Source organism: Roseateles rivi (assembly GCF_043555845.1).
Classification (GTDB): domain Bacteria; phylum Pseudomonadota; class Gammaproteobacteria; order Burkholderiales; family Burkholderiaceae_C; genus Roseateles; species Roseateles rivi.
In genome coordinates this window covers 1-16,348 of the sequence record NZ_JBIGHZ010000003.1, presented here as the reverse complement: position 1 = coordinate 16,348, position 16,348 = coordinate 1, and the positions used below count along the sequence as shown (strand labels likewise).

General features: G+C 63.3%; 17 protein-coding genes. 11 read left to right on the top strand and 6 right to left on the bottom strand.

All coding sequences use genetic code 11. From position 1 onward, the window contains the following. Positions 1-35 precede the first annotated feature (35 nt). Positions 36-749 carry a response regulator gene (locus ACG0Z6_RS07390; RefSeq protein WP_394460021.1) on the top strand — a complete coding sequence of 238 codons (714 nt, stop codon included), beginning with the start codon at positions 36-38 and terminating at the stop codon, positions 747-749. After that, positions 746-2,143, top strand: coding sequence for a sensor histidine kinase (locus ACG0Z6_RS07385; protein ID WP_394460019.1), 1,398 nt, complete (start codon positions 746-748; stop codon positions 2,141-2,143). The genes ACG0Z6_RS07390 and ACG0Z6_RS07385 overlap by 4 nt, the downstream gene beginning before the upstream one ends. Here ACG0Z6_RS07385 and ACG0Z6_RS07380 read toward each other — a convergent pair. The 3 genes from ACG0Z6_RS07380 to trpS are packed head-to-tail and all read right to left on the bottom strand — an operon-like array spanning position 2,123 to position 5,069. Continuing rightward, a complete protein-coding gene (locus ACG0Z6_RS07380) occupies positions 2,123-3,532 on the bottom strand; it encodes an MATE family efflux transporter (protein ID WP_394460018.1) in 1,410 nt (469 codons plus the stop codon). The two genes, ACG0Z6_RS07385 and ACG0Z6_RS07380, sit on opposite strands and share 21 nt — an antisense overlap. Then, positions 3,529-4,011, bottom strand: coding sequence for a DUF3717 domain-containing protein (locus ACG0Z6_RS07375; RefSeq protein ID WP_394460017.1), 483 nt, complete (start codon positions 4,009-4,011; stop codon positions 3,529-3,531). Before ACG0Z6_RS07375 ends, ACG0Z6_RS07380 begins: the two co-directional genes overlap by 4 nt. Positions 4,012-4,040: 29 nt before the next feature. Next, the gene (gene trpS, locus ACG0Z6_RS07370; RefSeq protein WP_394460979.1) at positions 4,041-5,069 is read right to left on the bottom strand and encodes a tryptophan--tRNA ligase; all 1,029 of its coding nucleotides are present in this window, start codon (positions 5,067-5,069) and stop codon (positions 4,041-4,043) included. An 87-nt stretch (positions 5,070-5,156) separates the two neighbouring features. Here trpS and purN point away from each other — a divergent pair, with 87 nt between their 5' ends. The 4 genes from purN (at position 5,157) to ACG0Z6_RS07350 (ending at position 9,019) form a co-directional block, all read left to right on the top strand. Continuing rightward, positions 5,157-5,798: a phosphoribosylglycinamide formyltransferase gene (purN, locus tag ACG0Z6_RS07365; RefSeq protein WP_394460015.1), complete on the top strand. Its 642-nt coding sequence runs from the start codon at positions 5,157-5,159 to the stop codon at positions 5,796-5,798. 52 nt (positions 5,799-5,850) lie between these two features. Next, positions 5,851-7,116 (top strand): RsmB/NOP family class I SAM-dependent RNA methyltransferase, encoded by a 1,266-nt coding sequence (locus ACG0Z6_RS07360; protein ID WP_394460014.1) that lies wholly within the window; start codon positions 5,851-5,853, stop codon positions 7,114-7,116. A gap of 148 nt (positions 7,117-7,264) precedes the next feature. Beyond that, positions 7,265-8,488 carry a DesA family fatty acid desaturase gene (locus tag ACG0Z6_RS07355; protein ID WP_394460013.1) on the top strand — a complete coding sequence of 408 codons (1,224 nt, stop codon included), beginning with the start codon at positions 7,265-7,267 and terminating at the stop codon, positions 8,486-8,488. 42 nt (positions 8,489-8,530) lie between these two features. Further along, positions 8,531-9,019: a DUF3016 domain-containing protein gene (locus ACG0Z6_RS07350; RefSeq protein ID WP_394460011.1), complete on the top strand. Its 489-nt coding sequence runs from the start codon at positions 8,531-8,533 to the stop codon at positions 9,017-9,019. Between the two features lie 59 nt (positions 9,020-9,078). Here the strand turns inward: ACG0Z6_RS07350 and rpmG are convergent, their stop codons facing one another. From rpmG to trxB, 3 genes are all read right to left on the bottom strand, one after another. Next, a complete protein-coding gene (rpmG, locus tag ACG0Z6_RS07345) occupies positions 9,079-9,249 on the bottom strand; it encodes a 50S ribosomal protein L33 (protein ID WP_067273562.1) in 171 nt (56 codons plus the stop codon). A 19-nt stretch (positions 9,250-9,268) separates the two neighbouring features. Then, positions 9,269-9,502, bottom strand: coding sequence for a 50S ribosomal protein L28 (gene rpmB / locus ACG0Z6_RS07340; RefSeq protein WP_241398741.1), 234 nt, complete (start codon positions 9,500-9,502; stop codon positions 9,269-9,271). Between the two features lie 218 nt (positions 9,503-9,720). Then, complete coding sequence (gene trxB, locus ACG0Z6_RS07335) at positions 9,721-10,674, bottom strand: thioredoxin-disulfide reductase (protein WP_394460010.1); 954 nt, start codon at positions 10,672-10,674, stop codon at positions 9,721-9,723. Positions 10,675-10,855: 181 nt separating this feature from the next. On the opposite strand from trxB, the gene ACG0Z6_RS07330 reads away from it, so the two are divergent. The 5 genes from ACG0Z6_RS07330 to ACG0Z6_RS07310 form a co-directional block, all read left to right on the top strand. Continuing rightward, positions 10,856-11,524, top strand: a complete 669-nt coding sequence (locus tag ACG0Z6_RS07330; RefSeq protein ID WP_394460008.1) for a Crp/Fnr family transcriptional regulator — start codon at positions 10,856-10,858, stop codon at positions 11,522-11,524. A 70-nt stretch (positions 11,525-11,594) separates the two neighbouring features. Continuing rightward, positions 11,595-13,955 carry a DNA translocase FtsK gene (locus ACG0Z6_RS07325; RefSeq protein ID WP_394460007.1) on the top strand — a complete coding sequence of 787 codons (2,361 nt, stop codon included), beginning with the start codon at positions 11,595-11,597 and terminating at the stop codon, positions 13,953-13,955. Positions 13,956-13,998: 43 nt separating this feature from the next. Then, positions 13,999-14,634 (top strand): outer membrane lipoprotein periplasmic chaperone LolA, encoded by a 636-nt coding sequence (lolA, locus tag ACG0Z6_RS07320; protein ID WP_394460005.1) that lies wholly within the window; start codon positions 13,999-14,001, stop codon positions 14,632-14,634. 12 nt (positions 14,635-14,646) lie between these two features. Beyond that, complete coding sequence (locus ACG0Z6_RS07315; protein ID WP_394460003.1) at positions 14,647-15,993, top strand: replication-associated recombination protein A; 1,347 nt, start codon at positions 14,647-14,649, stop codon at positions 15,991-15,993. Between the two features lie 232 nt (positions 15,994-16,225). Further along, a partial coding sequence (locus tag ACG0Z6_RS07310) for an ABC transporter permease subunit (RefSeq protein ID WP_419964621.1) occupies positions 16,226-16,348 on the top strand: 123 nt, incomplete at its 3' end.

Here is a 16,348-nt window from a genome sequence, read left to right as displayed (position 1 = left end):
GGCTGCTGTGTGAATGCCTTGGAGCGATTTGCTTTATGCCGGGTACCCGTGTTTTGCTGATTGATGATGATGCTCGGCTGGCCGCGATGGTTGGCGACTATTTGCAGTCCGCCGGTTACACCGTGCTTCTGGCGGGCTCGCTCTCGCAGGCCCGCCAACGCTTGCAAGAGCACAGTGCAGACCTGCTGGTGCTGGACGTGATGCTGCCTGACGGCGATGGCCTGCAGTTTTGCGCCGAGCTGCGCAGCAGCGACAAAACCCGCCACACGCCGGTGTTGATGCTCTCCGCCCGTGGGGAGCCGCTGGACCGCATCGTTGGGCTGGAGCTGGGCGCGGACGACTACCTGGCCAAACCCTTTGAACCACGCGAGCTGCTGGCCCGTATCAAGGCGCTGCTGCGCCGCGCGCAGCGACCGGCAGATGCGCAGTCCGATGAGGTGCTGCGCTTTGGCCGCTTGGAGCTGGATTTGTCGGCGCGCCAGGTGCGGGTGGACGGTCAAGCCAAAGAACTCACCAGCCACCAGTTTGATTTGCTCGCCGTGTTGGCCCAAAACCCGGGGCGGGTGCTGACGCGTGACCAAATCATGGACTCGCTCAAGGGGCACCCGCTGGAGGCTTTTGATCGCTCTATCGATGTGCACATCTCGCGCATTCGCGCTGCGATTGAAGACAACCCCAAAGCCCCGCGGCGCGTGCTCACTGTGCGCGGCTCGGGCTATTTGTTTGCGCGCAAGCAGGACGCCGCGTGAAGACGCTGTACCTGCGCATTTACCTCACCGTGCTGGTCGTGCTGGCGCTGTTCGGCGCAGCATCCGCTTGGTTGTTCCACGGCCATTTGCAGCAGGAACGCAGCCAGTTTGAGACGGTGGCGCGCGAGCGTTTTGCGGGCATGGCCATGCTCTTGGAGCGCACCTTGCCGCCTGCGCATGCCCCTGCCGGTGAGCAGCAGCAGGCTTTGAGCGAATGGGCACAGCGCCTGAGCATGGCGCTGGCCTTGGAAGACGCGCAAGGCCAAGACCTGGCCAGCAGCGCGCAGTTCGAGCGCCGCAGCAAACGCCCCGGTGTGCTGGTGCTGCGCTTTCCCTTGAGCGACGGGCGCGTGCTTTTGGTGGCGCGCAACCCGCGCCCAGGGCCGGGCCGCGAACCCGCACCCGAAGGCGGGCCGGAAGGCATGCCAGGCAAGGCGCCGCGCGCCGATGCAGAGGGCAGCAACCTGTTCCCGGCGCTGGGGCAGCTGCAAGTTGCCCTGCCGCCGTGGTTGGCACGCACACCCAACCCGGCCGTGAGTTTGGTGACGGTGCTGGTGCTGCTCTTTGTGGGCGTGGCCGCGGGCGCCTACCCGGTGGTTCGCCGCCTCACGCGCAGGCTCGAAGCACTCAAGGCGGGCGTGGAGCAGTTCGGGGCGGGCGATCTCTCGCGCCGGGTGGACGAGCACGGGCGCGACGAAGTGGCGGCCCTGGCCGTGAGCTTCAACCAGGCGGCACAGCGCATTGAGGGCCTTTTGGCCGCACAGCGCGACTTGCTGGCCAATGCCAGCCACGAGCTGCGCTCGCCCCTGACGCGGCTCAAGATGGCCTTGTCCCTGCTGCCCGATAGCCCTTCGCAGGCCCAGGCGCGCTTGCGCGAGGAAATCCACACCGACATTGCTGAGCTCGATGCGCTGGTCGATGAAATCTTGCTCTCCAGCCGTTTGAACAACCACGAGCCCCTGCTGCGCCGTCAGGCGCTTGAACTCGGCGGTGTGCTGGCCGAAGAAGGTGCGCGCAGCGGTGTGGAGCTGCAGTGCGAGGCCTCACCCACGGTATGGGCGGACGAGCGCCTGTTGCGCCGGGCCATGCGCAACCTGCTGGAAAACGCCCAGCGCTACGGCGGCGGTGATGTCTCGCTGACTCTGCAGCTGCAGGACGGGCAAGCTGAAATTCAGGTGTGCGATCGCGGTCCGGGCGTGCCGGAGGCCTTGCGCGAGCGCATTTTTGAGGCCTTCTTCCGCTTGTCCGGTCACGCCGAAGTGGCGGGCGGTGTGGGCCTGGGCCTGCATTTGGTGCGGCAAATCGCGCAGGCCCACGAGGGCAGCGTGCGCTGCTTGGCGCGCGAGGGCGGGGGCAGCTGCTTTGTGCTGCGCCTACCGCTGGGGAGCGCTTGAGCGCTTGAGCGCGCTGCGGTGCACCGCGCCTTGCACCCAGCCCAGCCCGGTGGCGGTCAGCAGCAAGCCCAATGTGGCCGCCGCCCAAAAGCCCTGGGCTCCCGACCAGGCCTTGAAGGGCGCGTCAAAAGCCAGCCAATACCCACCGCCAATCCCCACGCCCCAAATCGCCAGGGCGTACACCACCATGGGCGCCAGGGTCACATGGTGGGCTCTGAGCACCGCTGCACACAGGGCCTGGCCGGCATCACCGAGGTGAAAGACGGCCACCCAAAACAACAAAGGCAGGGCCGCGGCAATGATGAGCGGGTCCTGCGTGTACAGCTGCAGCACCGGCAGGCGCAGCAAGAACATGGTGCTGCCCAGCAGCAGCGCCAAGCCCAAGGCCAGCTCCAGCCCGTGCCGGGCCAGACGTTGAGCGTCCAGCAGGTCATGCGCACCCACGCGCTGGCCTACCAAAGCCCCCGTGGCATTGCCCAGCGCCATGGGCAGCATGAACATCATGGCCACCAGATTGGCCGCCAGCTGATGCCCCGCCACCGCCGTGGCGCCGAAGCGGGAAATGAACAAGGCCATGAAGGTGAAGCCCGTTACCTCAATCAGGATGGAGCCCCCCATCGGCAGGCCCAGCGCCAGCAGGCGTTTGAGTGCGGCCAGATTGGGGCGGTGCAAACCGCCCTGGTGCAGGCCAAAGGGGCGGTAGTGCGCGTCGTGGCGCAGCAGCCAAACACCGGCCAGCAGCTGGCTCCACACCACAATGGCGGTGGACAAAGCCCCACCGGGCGCCCCCATGCCCTCAAAGGCCAAGGCGCCGGGCAGCCCCGGTGCGCCATGGATCAGCAGCAGGCTCAAAGGGAACTTCAGGGCCAGACCGCCCAGCTGCAGCACCATCACCGCCTTGGGGCGCGAGACCGCCGTGTTGAAGCCGCGGTAGACCGTGAACAGCAACGCGGCGGGTAGCGCCACGGCCAGCAAACCCAGGTGCCGCCGAATGATGGCCTCCACCTGCACCTCAGGTCGGGCCAGTGCCAGCAGCGGCTCGGGGTTGAGCAGCAGCAGCCAGCCCAGCAGTGTCAACGCCAGGGCCAGCCACACGGCCTGGTGCAGGCTGTCGCCCACGCCCTGGCTGTCGCCCGCGCCAAAGCGCTGCGCTGCCAGTGGCGACACCGCCAGCACCACGCCCATCAGCCCCACAAACACGCTGGTGTAGACGGCATTGCCCACGGCCAGCGCGGCCAAGTCCAGCGCGCCAAAACGTGCCACGAGCACGGTGTCAATGGTGGAGTAGCTCAGCACCGCCAGCTGGCCGATGAACACCGGCCAGGCCAGCACGGCAATGCGTTGCCAGTTCGCCCAGCGACGGGCTTGGGCTGACTGCACCGCGCTCACTGCGGGCCTTTGTTCAGGGCCTTTGCCGCCGCTTCGGTGGCGGCCGTGACTGCGACAGCGTCGCCGCTGTGTTGCTGCGCCCGCTCGGCATAGCGGTTGAAGCGCCAAGCCGTGCCTTCGAGTGTGATGCGCCGCCAGCAGGCGCGCTTTTCTGCGGGGGTGAAAGCAGGCCAGTCCTGCACCTCGTCGAAGGTGCGGCCGCAGCCCTTGCACAAATCGTCGCCCTGGCTGGTCGAGCAAATCGCGATGCAAGGTGCGTCGGGCATGGTCTCGTACCAGCGCAGCCAGGCCTCCAGTGCGGGGGCGGGCATGGTGTCTTCGGCGCAGTCTTGCTCGTGACGGTAGACCATCAAGGCGTAGACCTCGGCCAGGGCGCTCAGGGCTGGACCCAGGCTCAGCCCGTCTTGGTCCAGCGCGTCAGCGCGTTTACGCCACCAGTTGATGGCCGCTTCAATGTCTGTGATGTGGATGCTGGCCATGGTGGGGTGACTTTGGAGCGCCTGCGCGCTCAGTAGCTGAGCCCCAGGGCGTGGCGAACCTCGCGCAGGGTTTTGCGCGCCACAGCGCGGGCACGCTCAGTGCCCACTTCGACGATCCAATGCACCCGTTTGGGGTCGGCCAGCAACTCCTCGGCACGCTCGCGCCAGGGCTGCTGTTGGGCCTGGATGGCTTTGATGAGCGGCTGCTTGCAGTCCAGGCAGCCAATGGCCGCACTGCGGCAGCCTGCAGCAGCCCAGTCGCGCGTTTCGTTGTCGCTGTAGAGCTCGTGGAAGGCCCACACCGGGCAGCGACTGGGCTCGCCCGGGTCGCCGCGGCGCACGCGCTGTGCATCTGTGGGCATGGTGCGAATCTTCTCGTCCACCACCTCGGGGCGGTCGCGCATGGCAATGGTGTTGCCGTAGCTCTTGCTCATCTTGCGCCCATCCAGACCGGCCACGCGCGAGGTGTCGGTGAGCATGGCCACAGGTTCAGCCAGGATGGGGGCGGCGGGGCTGTGCAGGTGGTTGAAGCGCCGGGCCACTTCGCGCGTGACTTCCACATGCGGCGCCTGGTCTTCGCCCACCGGCACGCCCGAGGCCTTGTAGAGCAGGATGTCCGCCGCCTGCAGCAGTGGGTAGCCCAGAAAGCCGTAGGTGGCCAGTTCGCGGTTGTCGGCCACGGCTTCTTTGTAGCTGGGCATGCGCTCCAGCCAGCTCGAGGGCGTGCTCATGGCCAACAGCGTGAAGAGCTCGGCGTGCTCGGCAATGCGGCTTTGAATGAACAAGGTGGTGCGTTCGGGGTCAATGCCCGCGGCCAGCCAGTCCACCACCATGTCGTAGACACGCTGCTCCAGCACACCGGGCTCGGGACGCTGGGTCTGCGTGGTCAGGGCATGCCAGTCCGCGACAAAGAAAAAGCAATCGTGCTCGTTTTGCAGGTGCACCCAGTTCTTCAGCGCGCCGTGGTAGTGACCCAAGTGCAGCGCGCCGGTCGGGCGCATGCCGGACAAAACACGCTGAGGGGTGGGCAGGGGAGCATCAGAGGGCAGGGTAGACATCGGCATGCAAAGGGGTGGTGGCTGGAGCCCGCCTGAGCAGCGGTCGCCGGGAGGCGCATTGTAGGTAGACCGCTACACTGCCGCCCCATGAAGCGCATTGTGATTTTGATCTCCGGCCGTGGCTCGAACATGGAAGCCATCGTGCACGCTTGCCGTGACCAAGCTTGGCCGGCCGAGGTGTCGGCCGTGGTGAGCAACCGCCCGGACGCGGCGGGCCTGACTTTTGCTGCAAATCACGGCATTGCCACTGCCGTGGTTGACCACAAAGCTTTTGGCAAGGGCGATGCGGCCCGCGCCGCTTTTGACCAGGAGCTGGCCCGCGTGATCGACAGTTACGCGCCCGATGTGGTGGTGCTGGCCGGTTTCATGCGCATCCTCACGCCCGAGTTTGTGCAGCGTTATGCCGGCCGCTTGCTCAACATTCACCCCTCGCTCTTGCCGTCTTTCCCGGGCCTGCACACGCACGAGCGAGCCATCGAGGCGGGCTGCCGCGTGGCTGGTGCAACCGTGCACCTGGTCACGGCCGAGCTGGACCATGGCCCCATCGTGGCCCAGGCCGTGGTGCCTGTGCTCGATGGCGACAACGCGCAGGCCCTGGCGCAGCGTGTGCTGGGGCTGGAGCACCGCATGTACCCCAGCGCCGTGCGCTGGATGGTGTGCGGGGAGCTGGCCATCAGCGGCAACCAAGTGCGGCATTTGGGCGGGGAAGCTCAGCTCTTTACGCTTTGAAGGCGCAGCATGGGTACACACCGCGCGGCCCAGGCGCGGGATAATCGGGCCCATGCATCCAAACGCTTTACTGGAACTGGCCGCCGAGTTGGTGGACAGCTTGTTGCTGTTCGACGCGCCGGCCGATCAGCTTGTTTCTCAATTCTTCCGCGCCAACAAGGCGCTGGGCCCTCGTGAGCGCCACACCCTGGCCGAGACGGCTTATGGCGTGCTGCGCCAACGCCTGTTGTTTCAGCATCTGGCGCAAAGCGGGCAGGGGCCCATGGCGCGACGCTTGGCCATTTTGGGTTGGGTGGGTAACGAAGCCTTTTTGCGCGGGGCGCTGACCGAAGCCGAGCGCCACTGGCTGCAGCAAGTGCAGTCGGTCGACACCACGCAGCTGGCGCCACGGCTGCGCCACAACCTGCCCGAATGGCTGGCCGAGCCGCTGCAAAAGCGCCTGGGCGAGCAGGATTTCTGGGCCTTGGCGCAGGCGCTCAACAGCCCCGCGCCGCTGGACTTGCGCGTCAACACGCTCAAGGCCCGACGCGAAGACGTGCTCAGCGCGTTGCAGGCCCAAGGCCTGGTGGCCGAAGCCACGCCGCATTCGCCCTGGGGCATCAGGCTGCAGGGCAAGCCCGCTTTGAACAAGGTCGAGCCTTTCGTTCAGGGCTGGCTTGAGGTGCAGGACGAAGGCAGCCAGCTGCTGGCTCTGCTGCTCGAAGCCAAGCGCGGTGAAATGGTGGTGGACTTCTGCGCTGGCGCTGGCGGCAAAACTCTGGCGCTGGGTGCGGCCATGCGCAACACCGGGCGGCTCTACGCGTTTGATGTGTCCGGGCACAGGCTCGACAAGCTCAAGCCGCGTCTGGCGCGCAGCGGTCTGTCCAACGTTCACCCGGTGCAACTGGCGCACGAGCGCGACGAGCGCGTCAAACGCCTGGCGGGCAAGATTGACCGCGTGCTGGTCGATGCCCCGTGCTCCGGCCTTGGCACCTTGCGCCGCAATCCTGACCTGAAGTGGCGCCAGTCACCCGAGTCGGTGCGCGAGCTGCAAGCCAAGCAGTTGGCCATCCTCAGCAGCGCCGCGCGCCTGCTCAAGCCCGGCGGCCGTTTGGTCTATGCCACCTGCAGCTTGCTGGACGATGAAAACGAGGGCGTGGCCGATGCCTTTGCGCAGGCGCACCCGCAGTTCCAGCGCCTGGATGCGGCAGAAATTCTGCAGCGTCATGGTCAGACCGAGGCGGCTGCTGCCGCGCTGTGCGAGGGCGGGCAGCTCAGGCTGTGGCCGCACAAGCACCACAGCGACGGCTTCTATGCCGCGGTCTGGCAGCGCGCTTGAGTATTGATTCACGCATCGCGCGGTCACGGCCGCGCCGATCATGGCGCAGCGTCAGCACTGCTGGCCTAGAAAGTGCAAAACCAGGGCTGTCTTCTACAATCGAGCCATCCCTGTTGGTGTCCCTGATCCGGGGGCGAGCGGAGTTCTCATGGATTTTTTGATTGCAGTACACGATGCCCTGCTTGACTGGGCAATTCATGGGCTCACGCGCGCCAGCGCTTGGCAGGTTGTGGTCTTCACGCTGGTGGTGACGCACATCACCATTGCAGCGGTGACCATTTTTCTGCACCGCAGCCAGGCCCACCGGGCGCTTGATCTGGGACCCATTCCCTCGCATTTCTTCCGCTTTTGGCTGTGGATGACCACCGGTATGGTCACCAAGCAGTGGGTGGCCATTCACCGCAAGCACCACGCCAAGTGCGAAACCGAAGAAGACCCGCACAGCCCCGTCACACGCGGCATCAAAACGGTGATGCTGCGCGGTTCAGAGCTCTATCGTGCTGAGGCCAAAAACGAAGACACGTTGGCCCGCTACAGCCACGGCGTGCCTGACGATTGGATCGAGCGTCACCTGTACTCGCGCTACTCCGCGCTGGGCGTGAGCCTCATGCTCATCATCGACGTGGCCTTGTTTGGCGCACTGGGGGCAACGGTTTGGGCCGTGCAGATGGCTTGGATTCCGCTTTGGGCAGCTGGCGTGATCAATGGCGTTGGCCACTACTGGGGCTACCGCAACTTCGAGGCCTTGGATGCCTCGACCAATGTCTCGCCCTGGGGTTTGATCGTCGGCGGTGAGGAGTTGCACAACAACCATCACACCTACCCGACGTCGGCCAAGTTCTCCGTCAAGCCCTATGAGTTCGATATTGGCTGGGGCTATATCCGTGCGCTGGAAATGCTGGGTTGGGCCAAGGTGCGCAAGGTGGCGCCCCAAATCAAGCAGGGTGACATCAAGCCCGTGGCCGACAAAGACACGCTCGAAGGCCTGATTGCCCACCGCTACGAAGTCATGGCGCGCTACGCCAAACAGCTCAAGTCCGTATGTGCGATGGAGCTGGAGCGGCTCAAGGCAGCCGGCCAAGAACACTCCAAGCAATGGCAGCAGCTCAAGGTGGCGCAGCGCTGGCTGCATCGCGACAGCGATCGCATTCCGGCCAGCTATCTGGCGCTGATTGCTGATGCCCGCGCCGCCCACCCGGCGCTGGACAAGCTGGTGCTCATGCGCGAAGAGCTGCGCGCGCTGTGGACCCGCACCAATGTCTCGGCGGAACAGCTGGTTGCTGAGCTGCAGGCTTGGTGCGCCAAGGCTGAAAGCAGTGGCATCGCCGAGCTCAAGGCGTTTGCGCTGGGCTTACGCACGGTTCGCGCCTGAAGTTCATAATGGCCTCTCGTTGTCCCTCGCGGGAGGCTGGTTATGAAACGCGCTTCAATGCTGAGTCTCTTGTGCCTGGGCTTTGCCCAGATGGTCTGCGCAGCGGCTGTTGACGCTCAGGTGTCGGTGGACTTCACCAAGCCAGAGCAGTTCTCCGACATCGGCTTTACCCACGCAGAGCGCGAACGTGCGCTCAACGCTATCAAATACCACTTTGAGAGACATGCCTCGCAGCTGCCTGCGGGCTCTCGCTTGAAGATTCAGGTGGCTGATGTCGATTTGGCTGGTGAGATTGAGCCTAATTTCGCGGGGCGCTCGCTTCGCGTCATGCGCGGCATCACGCTGCCTCGCCTGGAATTTTCCTATGCCTTGGTCGTGGAAGGAAAATCGGAGGAACGGGGTGAGGCGAGGATTACCGATTTGAACTACCTGTCGCAGCATTCACTGCGTGATAGCAATGAGCCGTTTCGGTATGAAAAGGAATTGATTGATCGATGGTTTGCCGATCAATTTCCCCCGCGATCGAAATAGTTTTGTCGCCAGAAATACAAAAGCCCACCATTGGTGGGCTTTTTTGACCAAAGGCTGAATTACTTCAGCTTGGTTTCCTTGTACAGCACATGCTTGCGTGCCTTAGGGTCGAACTTCATGAATTCCAGCTTTTGGGGCGTGGTCTTCTTGTTCTTGTTCGTGGTGTAGAAGTGACCGGTACCGGCAGTCGATTCCAGTTTGATCTTCTCGCGTCCGCCTTTGGATGCCATGGTGTCGCTCCTTCAGTATTTAGGCTTGACCGCGGGCACGCAGGTCGGCCAGCACAGCGTCAATGCCTTTTTTGTCGATCAGGCGCAGACCAGCGTTGCTGATGCGCAGACGCACCCAGCGGTTTTCGCTCTCGACCCAGAAACGACGGTATTGCAGGTTCGGCAGGAACCGGCGCTTGGTTTTGTTGTTGGCGTGGGAAACGTTGTTCCCAACCATGGGCTTCTTGCCCGTGACTTCGCAGACGCGTGCCATGAGGACACTCCGATACTTGTCATACAGCGACTGAGCCGTGTCTCCCGAGTGTTTGGGTTGCCCCAGCCTACTCAGGCCACCACAGCAACAGTGGCCTCACCTCGCCAAAAGGGTGGCGGTAACCCGTGTTCTCTTGCACAGCAAGAAAGCCGACTATTCTAGCCTGCTTTCATGCCAGTTCACAAGCCTATGGCCAACTGATTGCGCGAGCAGGCGGCTCAACCGCCTTGTTGCTCCAGATAGCGCTGCGCATCCAATGCTGCCATGCAGCCCGTTCCAGCGCTTGTGATGGCTTGGCGGTAGATGTGGTCTTGCACATCGCCTGCAGCAAACACGCCGGGCACGCTGGTCATGGTGGCAAAGCCTTCATGTCCGCCACGGGTGATGATGTAGCCGTCTTTCATCTCCAACTGCCCTGTGAAGATGCTGGTGTTGGGCTGGTGGCCGATCGCAATGAAACAGCCCTGCAAGGTAATGTCTTGGGTGCTGTTGTCATTGATGCTGCGCAGGCGCACACCGGTGACGCCAGAGGCGTCGCCCAGCACTTCATCCAGGGTTTGGAAGAGGTGCAGTGCAATCTTGCCGGCCGCCACTTTGTCCATGAGCTTGTCCACCAGGATGGGCTCAGCGCGGAATTTGTCGCGGCGATGGATCACGTGGACTTTGGAGGCGATGTTGGAGAGGTACAGCGCTTCTTCAACCGCCGTGTTGCCCCCGCCCACCACGCAGACCTCCTGCCCGCGGTAGAAAAAGCCGTCGCAGGTGGCGCAGGCGCTCACGCCTCGGCCCATAAAGGCTTCTTCGCTGGGGATGCCCAGGTATTTGGCGGATGCGCCGGTGGCGATGATCAGTGCGTCGCAGGTGTAGGTGCCGCTATCGCCTTTGAGGGTGAAGGGGCGCTGGGTGAGTTCGACTTCATTGATGTGGTCAAACACCACTTCGGTTTGGAAGCGTTCTGCGTGCTCCAAAAAGCGCTGCATCAGCTCAGGACCTTGAACGCCAGCAACGTCGGCCGGCCAGTTGTCGACCTCAGTGGTGGTCATCAGTTGACCGCCCTGCGCCATGCCGGTGAGCAGCACCGGCTTGAGGTTGGCTCGCGCGGCGTAGATCGCTGCGGTGTAGCCAGCGGGACCGGAGCCGAGGATCAGCAGGGGCAAATGGCGTGACGTCATGGTGTTTGAAAGGCTCAAAAAGCAACAGTATTAGTCAAAGGCAATGATTGTTCTGGGAAATATGCCACTTTTCCCGGGGATCGAACCGGTCTTGCCCTGGGCAGAATGCGCACATTCTAGGCCGTTGCCCTCGCGATGTGCCGGATTCATCCCAGAAACCTACCCCTGGAGGAGAACTCGAATGGCGATGTTGTCTAACTTGGATTTGATCCGCCGTGTGCCGCTGTTTTCGATGCTGACTGCCGACCAGGCGCAGTCCATAGCCGATAGTGTGGTGAAGCGCCGTTTCAAGCGCGGTGAATTGGTGGTGGAACAAGGCACCAAGTCGAATTCTCTCTACATTTTGCTCAACGGGCGGGCACGGGTTTTGACCGCTGATTCCCGTGGGCGTGAAGTCATTTTGGCGGTGCTGCAGCCTGGCGACTACGTGGGCGAAATGAGCCTCATCGACAACGAGGCGCATTCCGCCACGGTCCGCGCTGAAGTGCAGACGGACATTCTGGTGCTGGGGCGCAGCGAGTTCTCTCGCTGCCTGCCCGACGCCAGCAGCTTGGCCTACGGCATCTTGCGTGGGCTGGTGGCCCGGCTGCGCAACGCTGATCGGCAGATCGAGTCGCTGGCCCTGCTGGACGTGTACGGTCGTGTGGCGCGCACGCTGCTCGATATGTCGGAAGAGGAAAAGGGCGTCAAGATCATTCGCGGCAAGGTGTCTCGCCAAGACATGGCCAAGGTGGTCGGTGCCTCCCGTGAGATGGTCAGCCGTGTGATGAAGGACTTGGAAGACCGCGGCGTGATTGAAACGCTGGAAAACGGCTCTGTCGTGATCAAGGATCGCTTGCAGCACGACTGAGTTCGGCCGCTTTGCAACTCACAAGCCGCCCTGGAGGCGGCTTCTTCTTTTCCTGGGCCACAATCCGCACATGAGCTTTCCTGGAACTCTGCTTGGGGGGGACGCTGCCGCGCCTGTTGAACAGCGTGGAGCCCCGCGTCGTGTCAAGCGAGCCACCGCTGTGGCCCAACCTCAGCCGCGTGCCTTGCTCACCCCAGTCTGGCTGCTGGTTGGGGCCTTGGTGGGCTTGCTGCTGCTGCTGGCTTTGTTGACGCACGATGCGCGTGACAGCGCGTTTACTGTGGCATCGGGTCAGGCGCTGACGCGCAACTGGGTGGGAGGACTGGGCGCCTGGCTGTCAGACCTGCTGTATTTCTGCTTTGGTTTTTCCGTCTGGTGGGTGTTGCTGGTGGGCCTGCGGGCATGGGCGCGCGCGGTTTGGGCCGTGCTGCGCCTGAGCAAGGCCGAGCCGCCCTCGCGAACCTGGGAGAAGCTGCGCCTGCCACTGGGCCTGGCGCTGCTGTTGCTGGCCAGCTGTGCGCTGGAGTGGTCGCGTCTTTACGGGTTGGAGCGCTATCTGCCAGGTCATGCGGGTGGTGTGCTGGGCTACTGGATTGGGCCGGCCAGCATGCGCTGGTTGGGCTTTGGCGGCTCAGGGCTGGTTTGCATCGTGTTGCTCTTGCTGGGAGCCTCCTGGTGTTTTGGCTTTTCTTGGCTGGAATTGGCCGAGCGCATCGGTGCGCGGCTGTGGCTGCTGCGTTCACGCACGGTGGAGCGGCGTGAAATTGCCGAGGACAAGCGCGTTGGTAAAGAAGCCAAGCGCGAACGCGAGGCAGTGGTTGAGGTGGTGCGCCAGTCGGTGGAGGAGCATCCGCCCATCGTGATCGAGCCGCCCGTGGTCGAAGTGCCGCGCTCCACGCGCGTAGCCAAGGAGCGCCAGCAAACCCTGTTCAGCGACCCCAGCGCCGGAAAGCTGCCGCAGGTTGACTTGCTTGATGCGCCAGCCGCGCGGGTTGAATCGGTCACGCCTGAGTCGCTGGAGATGACCAGCCGCATGATCGAGAAGAAGCTGCGGGATTTCGGTGTTGAAGTCCGCGTGGTGGCGGCCATGCCCGGGCCGGTGATCACACGCTACGAGATCGAGCCTGCCACTGGGGTGAAGGGCTCGCAGATTGTGGGTCTGGCCAAAGATTTGGCGCGCTCCCTGAGCTTGGTGTCCATCCGTGTGGTGGAGACCATTCCGGGCAAGAACTTCATGGCGTTGGAGCTGCCCAATGCGCGGCGTCAGACCATTCGCCTGTCAGAGGTGCTGGGCTCGCAGGTCTATGCCGATGCCGCCTCCATGCTCACCATGGGCTTGGGCAAGGACATCGTGGGCCAGCCGGTGGTGGCCGACCTGGCCAAGATGCCGCACTGCTTGGTGGCCGGTACCACGGGCTCGGGCAAGTCGGTGGGTATCAACGCCATGATTTTGTCGCTGCTCTATAAGGCTGAAGCACGCGACGTGCGGCTGATCATGATCGACCCCAAGATGCTCGAGATGAGCGTCTACGAGGGCATTCCGCACCTGCTCTGCCCGGTGGTCACCGACATGAAGCAAGCGGGCAACGCCCTCAACTGGTGCGTGGGCGAGATGGAGCGGCGCTACAAGCTCATGTCCAAGATGGGCGTGCGCAACCTCGCGGGCTACAACAAGAAGATCGACGAAGCCGCCGAGCGCGAGGAGAAGATCCCCAACCCTTTCAGCCTCACGCCTGAAGAGCCCGAGCCGCTGGAACGTCTGCCCCACATCGTGGTGGTCATCGACGAATTGGCCGACCTCATGATGGTGGTGGGCAAGAAGATCGAAGAGCTGATTGCCCGCCTGGCGCAAAAGGCGCGCGCGGCGGGTATTCACCTCATTCTTGCCACGCAGCGGCCTTCGGTGGACGTCATCACCGGCCTGATCAAAGCCAATATTCCAACTCGCCTGTCCTTCCAGGTCAGCTCCAAGATCGACAGCCGCACCATCCTCGACCAGATGGGTGCGGAGGCCTTGCTGGGCATGGGTGACATGCTCTATCTGCCCTCAGGGACAGGGCTGCCCGTGCGTGTGCACGGTGCCTTTGTCAGCGATGAGGAGGTGCACCGCGTTGTTGAGTACCTCAAGGAACAAGGCGGCGAGCCCAACTACATCGAAGGCATTTTGGAAGGCGGCGTGCTCGAAGGCGATGCCAGTGCCGATGCCTCTGGCGGCGGCGGTGGGGACGGAGAATCCGACCCCATGTACGACCAGGCCGTGGCCGTGGTGCTGCAGCACAAGCGGGCTTCTATTTCCCTGGTGCAGCGCCATTTGCGCATTGGCTACAACCGTGCGGCGCGGCTGCTGGAGCAAATGGAGCGTTCGGGCTTGGTTTCGGGCATGGCCACCAATGGCAACCGAGATTTGCTGGTGCCCAAGCGCGAGGAATAAGCCGCCGCGGCTGATGGGCAGCAAGTGCCCGATTGAAATGAAGATGAAGACGACCACATTGAAGTTTTGGCGCAGCCTCGCGGGGCTGGCCTTGGGGGCGATGGCGGCGCTGTCCGCGCAGGCCGATGCTTTGCAAGACTTGCAGGGCTTTGTGAGCAAGGCCAGCAGCGGCCGCGCGCAGTTCACGCAGACCGTCAGCACGCCCGATGGCAAGCGCACCAAGCAGTCGCATGGCACGTTTGAATTCCAGCGTCCGAACCAGTTCCGCTTCGCTTACGAAAAGCCCGTGCAGCAGCTGATCGTGGGCGATGGCCGCGAGGTCTGGCTCTACGACCCAGAGCTGCAGCAAGCCTCTGTGCGCCCGTTTGGCAAAGCCCTGGGGGCCACGCCGCTGGCCTTGCTGGCCGGAACGCAGTTGCAGGACGAATTCACCCTCAAGGCCGAAGCCAATTCAGAGGGTTTGAGCTGGGTGCTGGCCACGCCGCGTCGTGCCGACAGCGGGTTTCAAAGCCTGCGCCTGGGGTTTTCCAGCGGCCAGTTGGCAGCGCTGGAGTTTGTGGATGCTTTTGGCCAGCGCTCGGTGCTGCGCTTCTCGCAGCTGCAGCTCAATGTGAAAGTCGCTGCCGAGCGTTTTCGCTTCAGCCCTCCGACGGGTGTCGACGTGCTGCGCCAGCCCTGAAGGTCTGGCCCTATGAGCACCGCTTCCTTGTTCGACGATGAGCTTCCTGGCGCTGGCGCGCCTGCAGCGCCAGCGGCGCTTTCTGCGCCGCTGGCGGAAGTGCTCCGTCCCAAGACCCTGGATGAGGTGCTCGGGCAGTCTCATTTGCTGGGAGAGGGCAAGCCGCTGCGGCTGGCCTTTCAGTCGGGCAAGCCTCACTCCATGATTTTTTGGGGGCCACCCGGTGTGGGCAAGACCACATTGGCGCGGCTCACCGCCACGGCCTTCAAGTGCGAATTCATTGCGCTGTCCGCGGTGTTCTCCGGTGTCAAAGACATCCGAGCCGCCATGGAGCAGGCCCAGCAGAACTTGCTCATGGGCAAGCGCACGATCTTGTTCGTGGATGAGATTCACCGCTTCAACAAGTCCCAGCAAGACGCACTGCTTCCCTATGCTGAAAGCGGTCTCGTCACCTTCATTGGCGCCACCACCGAGAACCCCTCGTTTGAGGTGAACTCGGCCTTGTTATCGCGTGCTCAGGTCTATGTCCTGAAATCGCTGACTGACGAGGAATTGAAGCTGCTGCTCGTGCGTGCGCAAGACCTTGCGCTGGGGCATCTGGAGTTTGACGAACAAGCCCGAGACACCCTTGTGGGCTATGCAGACGGTGACGCCCGAAGGTTCTTGAACCTGTTGGAGCAAACCAGCACAGCCGCCAGCACGTCTGGGGTGACGGCCATCACGGCTGATTTTTTGCAAAATGCCTTGACCCTCAACAGCCGGCGTTTCGACAAGGGTGGCGACAACTTTTACGACCAGATTTCGGCCTTGCACAAGTCGGTTCGTGGCTCGCATCCGGACGCCGCCCTTTACTGGCTGACGCGCATGCTGGACGGCGGTGCCGACGGGAGGTATTTGGCGCGGCGCATCGTGCGCATGGCATGGGAAGACATTGGCCTTGCCGACCCCCGAGCCATGCAGATTGCCAACGATGCGGCGCTGACTTATGAGCGGCTGGGCAGTCCTGAGGGTGAGCTCGCCCTTGGGCAGGCGGTGATCTATCTGGCCGTCGCGGCCAAGAGCAATGCGGGCTATATGGCCTACAACGCGGCGCGTGCCTTCGTGAAGCAGGACAAGAGCCGCGAGGTGCCGGTTCACCTGCGCAATGCACCGACCAAGCTCATGAAGGAACTCGGCTACGGGCATGAGTACCGATACGCTCACGATGAACCCAATGCCTACGCCGCGGGTGAGACCTATCTTCCCGATGGCATTGCAGAGCCGGGTTGGTATCAGCCCGTGCCACGGGGCTTGGAAGTGAAGATCGCTGAAAAGCTCGCACTTCTGCGCAAGTGGGATCAAGAAGCCGGGGGCGACTGAGATGCTCTCAGCCGATTCCGTCGGCTAAAGCCCGCCGCGGTCAAGCACTGTTTTGTGCGATGGCTGCTGCGGGTTTGTCACGACGCCGCCCAGCACAGGGGCGCTCCTAGAATTTTCAACATCTGCAGGTGTTGCGGCACTGAGCCCACCTCACATCGGGGTGGGTTTTTTGTTGGCACCTGTTTGGCGGCCCAGCAGGGTCGCGTGTTGACTTGACGAGGGGAGTGCACCCATGGACATCCTGATACAGCAGATCATCAACGGGCTGGTGCTGGGGAGCATGTACGCGCTGGTGGCGCTGGGGTACACGATGGTGTACGGGATCATCAACCTGATCAATTTCGCGCACGGCGAG

Coding starts and splice junctions, on each gene's coding strand:
- ACG0Z6_RS07360 (WP_394460014.1), top strand. CDS start 5,851: ATGCATCCAAACGCTTTACTGGAACTGGCCGCCGAGTTGGTGGACAGC.
- trxB (WP_394460010.1), bottom strand. CDS start 10,674: ATGACGTCACGCCATTTGCCCCTGCTGATCCTCGGCTCCGGTCCCGCT.
- rpmG (WP_067273562.1), bottom strand. CDS start 9,249: ATGGCATCCAAAGGCGGACGCGAGAAGATCAAACTGGAATCGACTGCC.
- ACG0Z6_RS07330 (WP_394460008.1), top strand. CDS start 10,856: ATGGCGATGTTGTCTAACTTGGATTTGATCCGCCGTGTGCCGCTGTTT.
- trpS (WP_394460979.1), bottom strand. CDS start 5,069: ATGTCTACCCTGCCCTCTGATGCTCCCCTGCCCACCCCTCAGCGTGTT.
- ACG0Z6_RS07375 (WP_394460017.1), bottom strand. CDS start 4,011: ATGGCCAGCATCCACATCACAGACATTGAAGCGGCCATCAACTGGTGG.
- purN (WP_394460015.1), top strand. CDS start 5,157: ATGAAGCGCATTGTGATTTTGATCTCCGGCCGTGGCTCGAACATGGAA.
- rpmB (WP_241398741.1), bottom strand. CDS start 9,502: ATGGCACGCGTCTGCGAAGTCACGGGCAAGAAGCCCATGGTTGGGAAC.
- ACG0Z6_RS07325 (WP_394460007.1), top strand. CDS start 11,595: ATGAGCTTTCCTGGAACTCTGCTTGGGGGGGACGCTGCCGCGCCTGTT.
- lolA (WP_394460005.1), top strand. CDS start 13,999: ATGAAGACGACCACATTGAAGTTTTGGCGCAGCCTCGCGGGGCTGGCC.
- ACG0Z6_RS07390 (WP_394460021.1), top strand. CDS start 36: ATGCCGGGTACCCGTGTTTTGCTGATTGATGATGATGCTCGGCTGGCC.
- ACG0Z6_RS07350 (WP_394460011.1), top strand. CDS start 8,531: ATGAAACGCGCTTCAATGCTGAGTCTCTTGTGCCTGGGCTTTGCCCAG.
- ACG0Z6_RS07315 (WP_394460003.1), top strand. CDS start 14,647: ATGAGCACCGCTTCCTTGTTCGACGATGAGCTTCCTGGCGCTGGCGCG.
- ACG0Z6_RS07355 (WP_394460013.1), top strand. CDS start 7,265: ATGGATTTTTTGATTGCAGTACACGATGCCCTGCTTGACTGGGCAATT.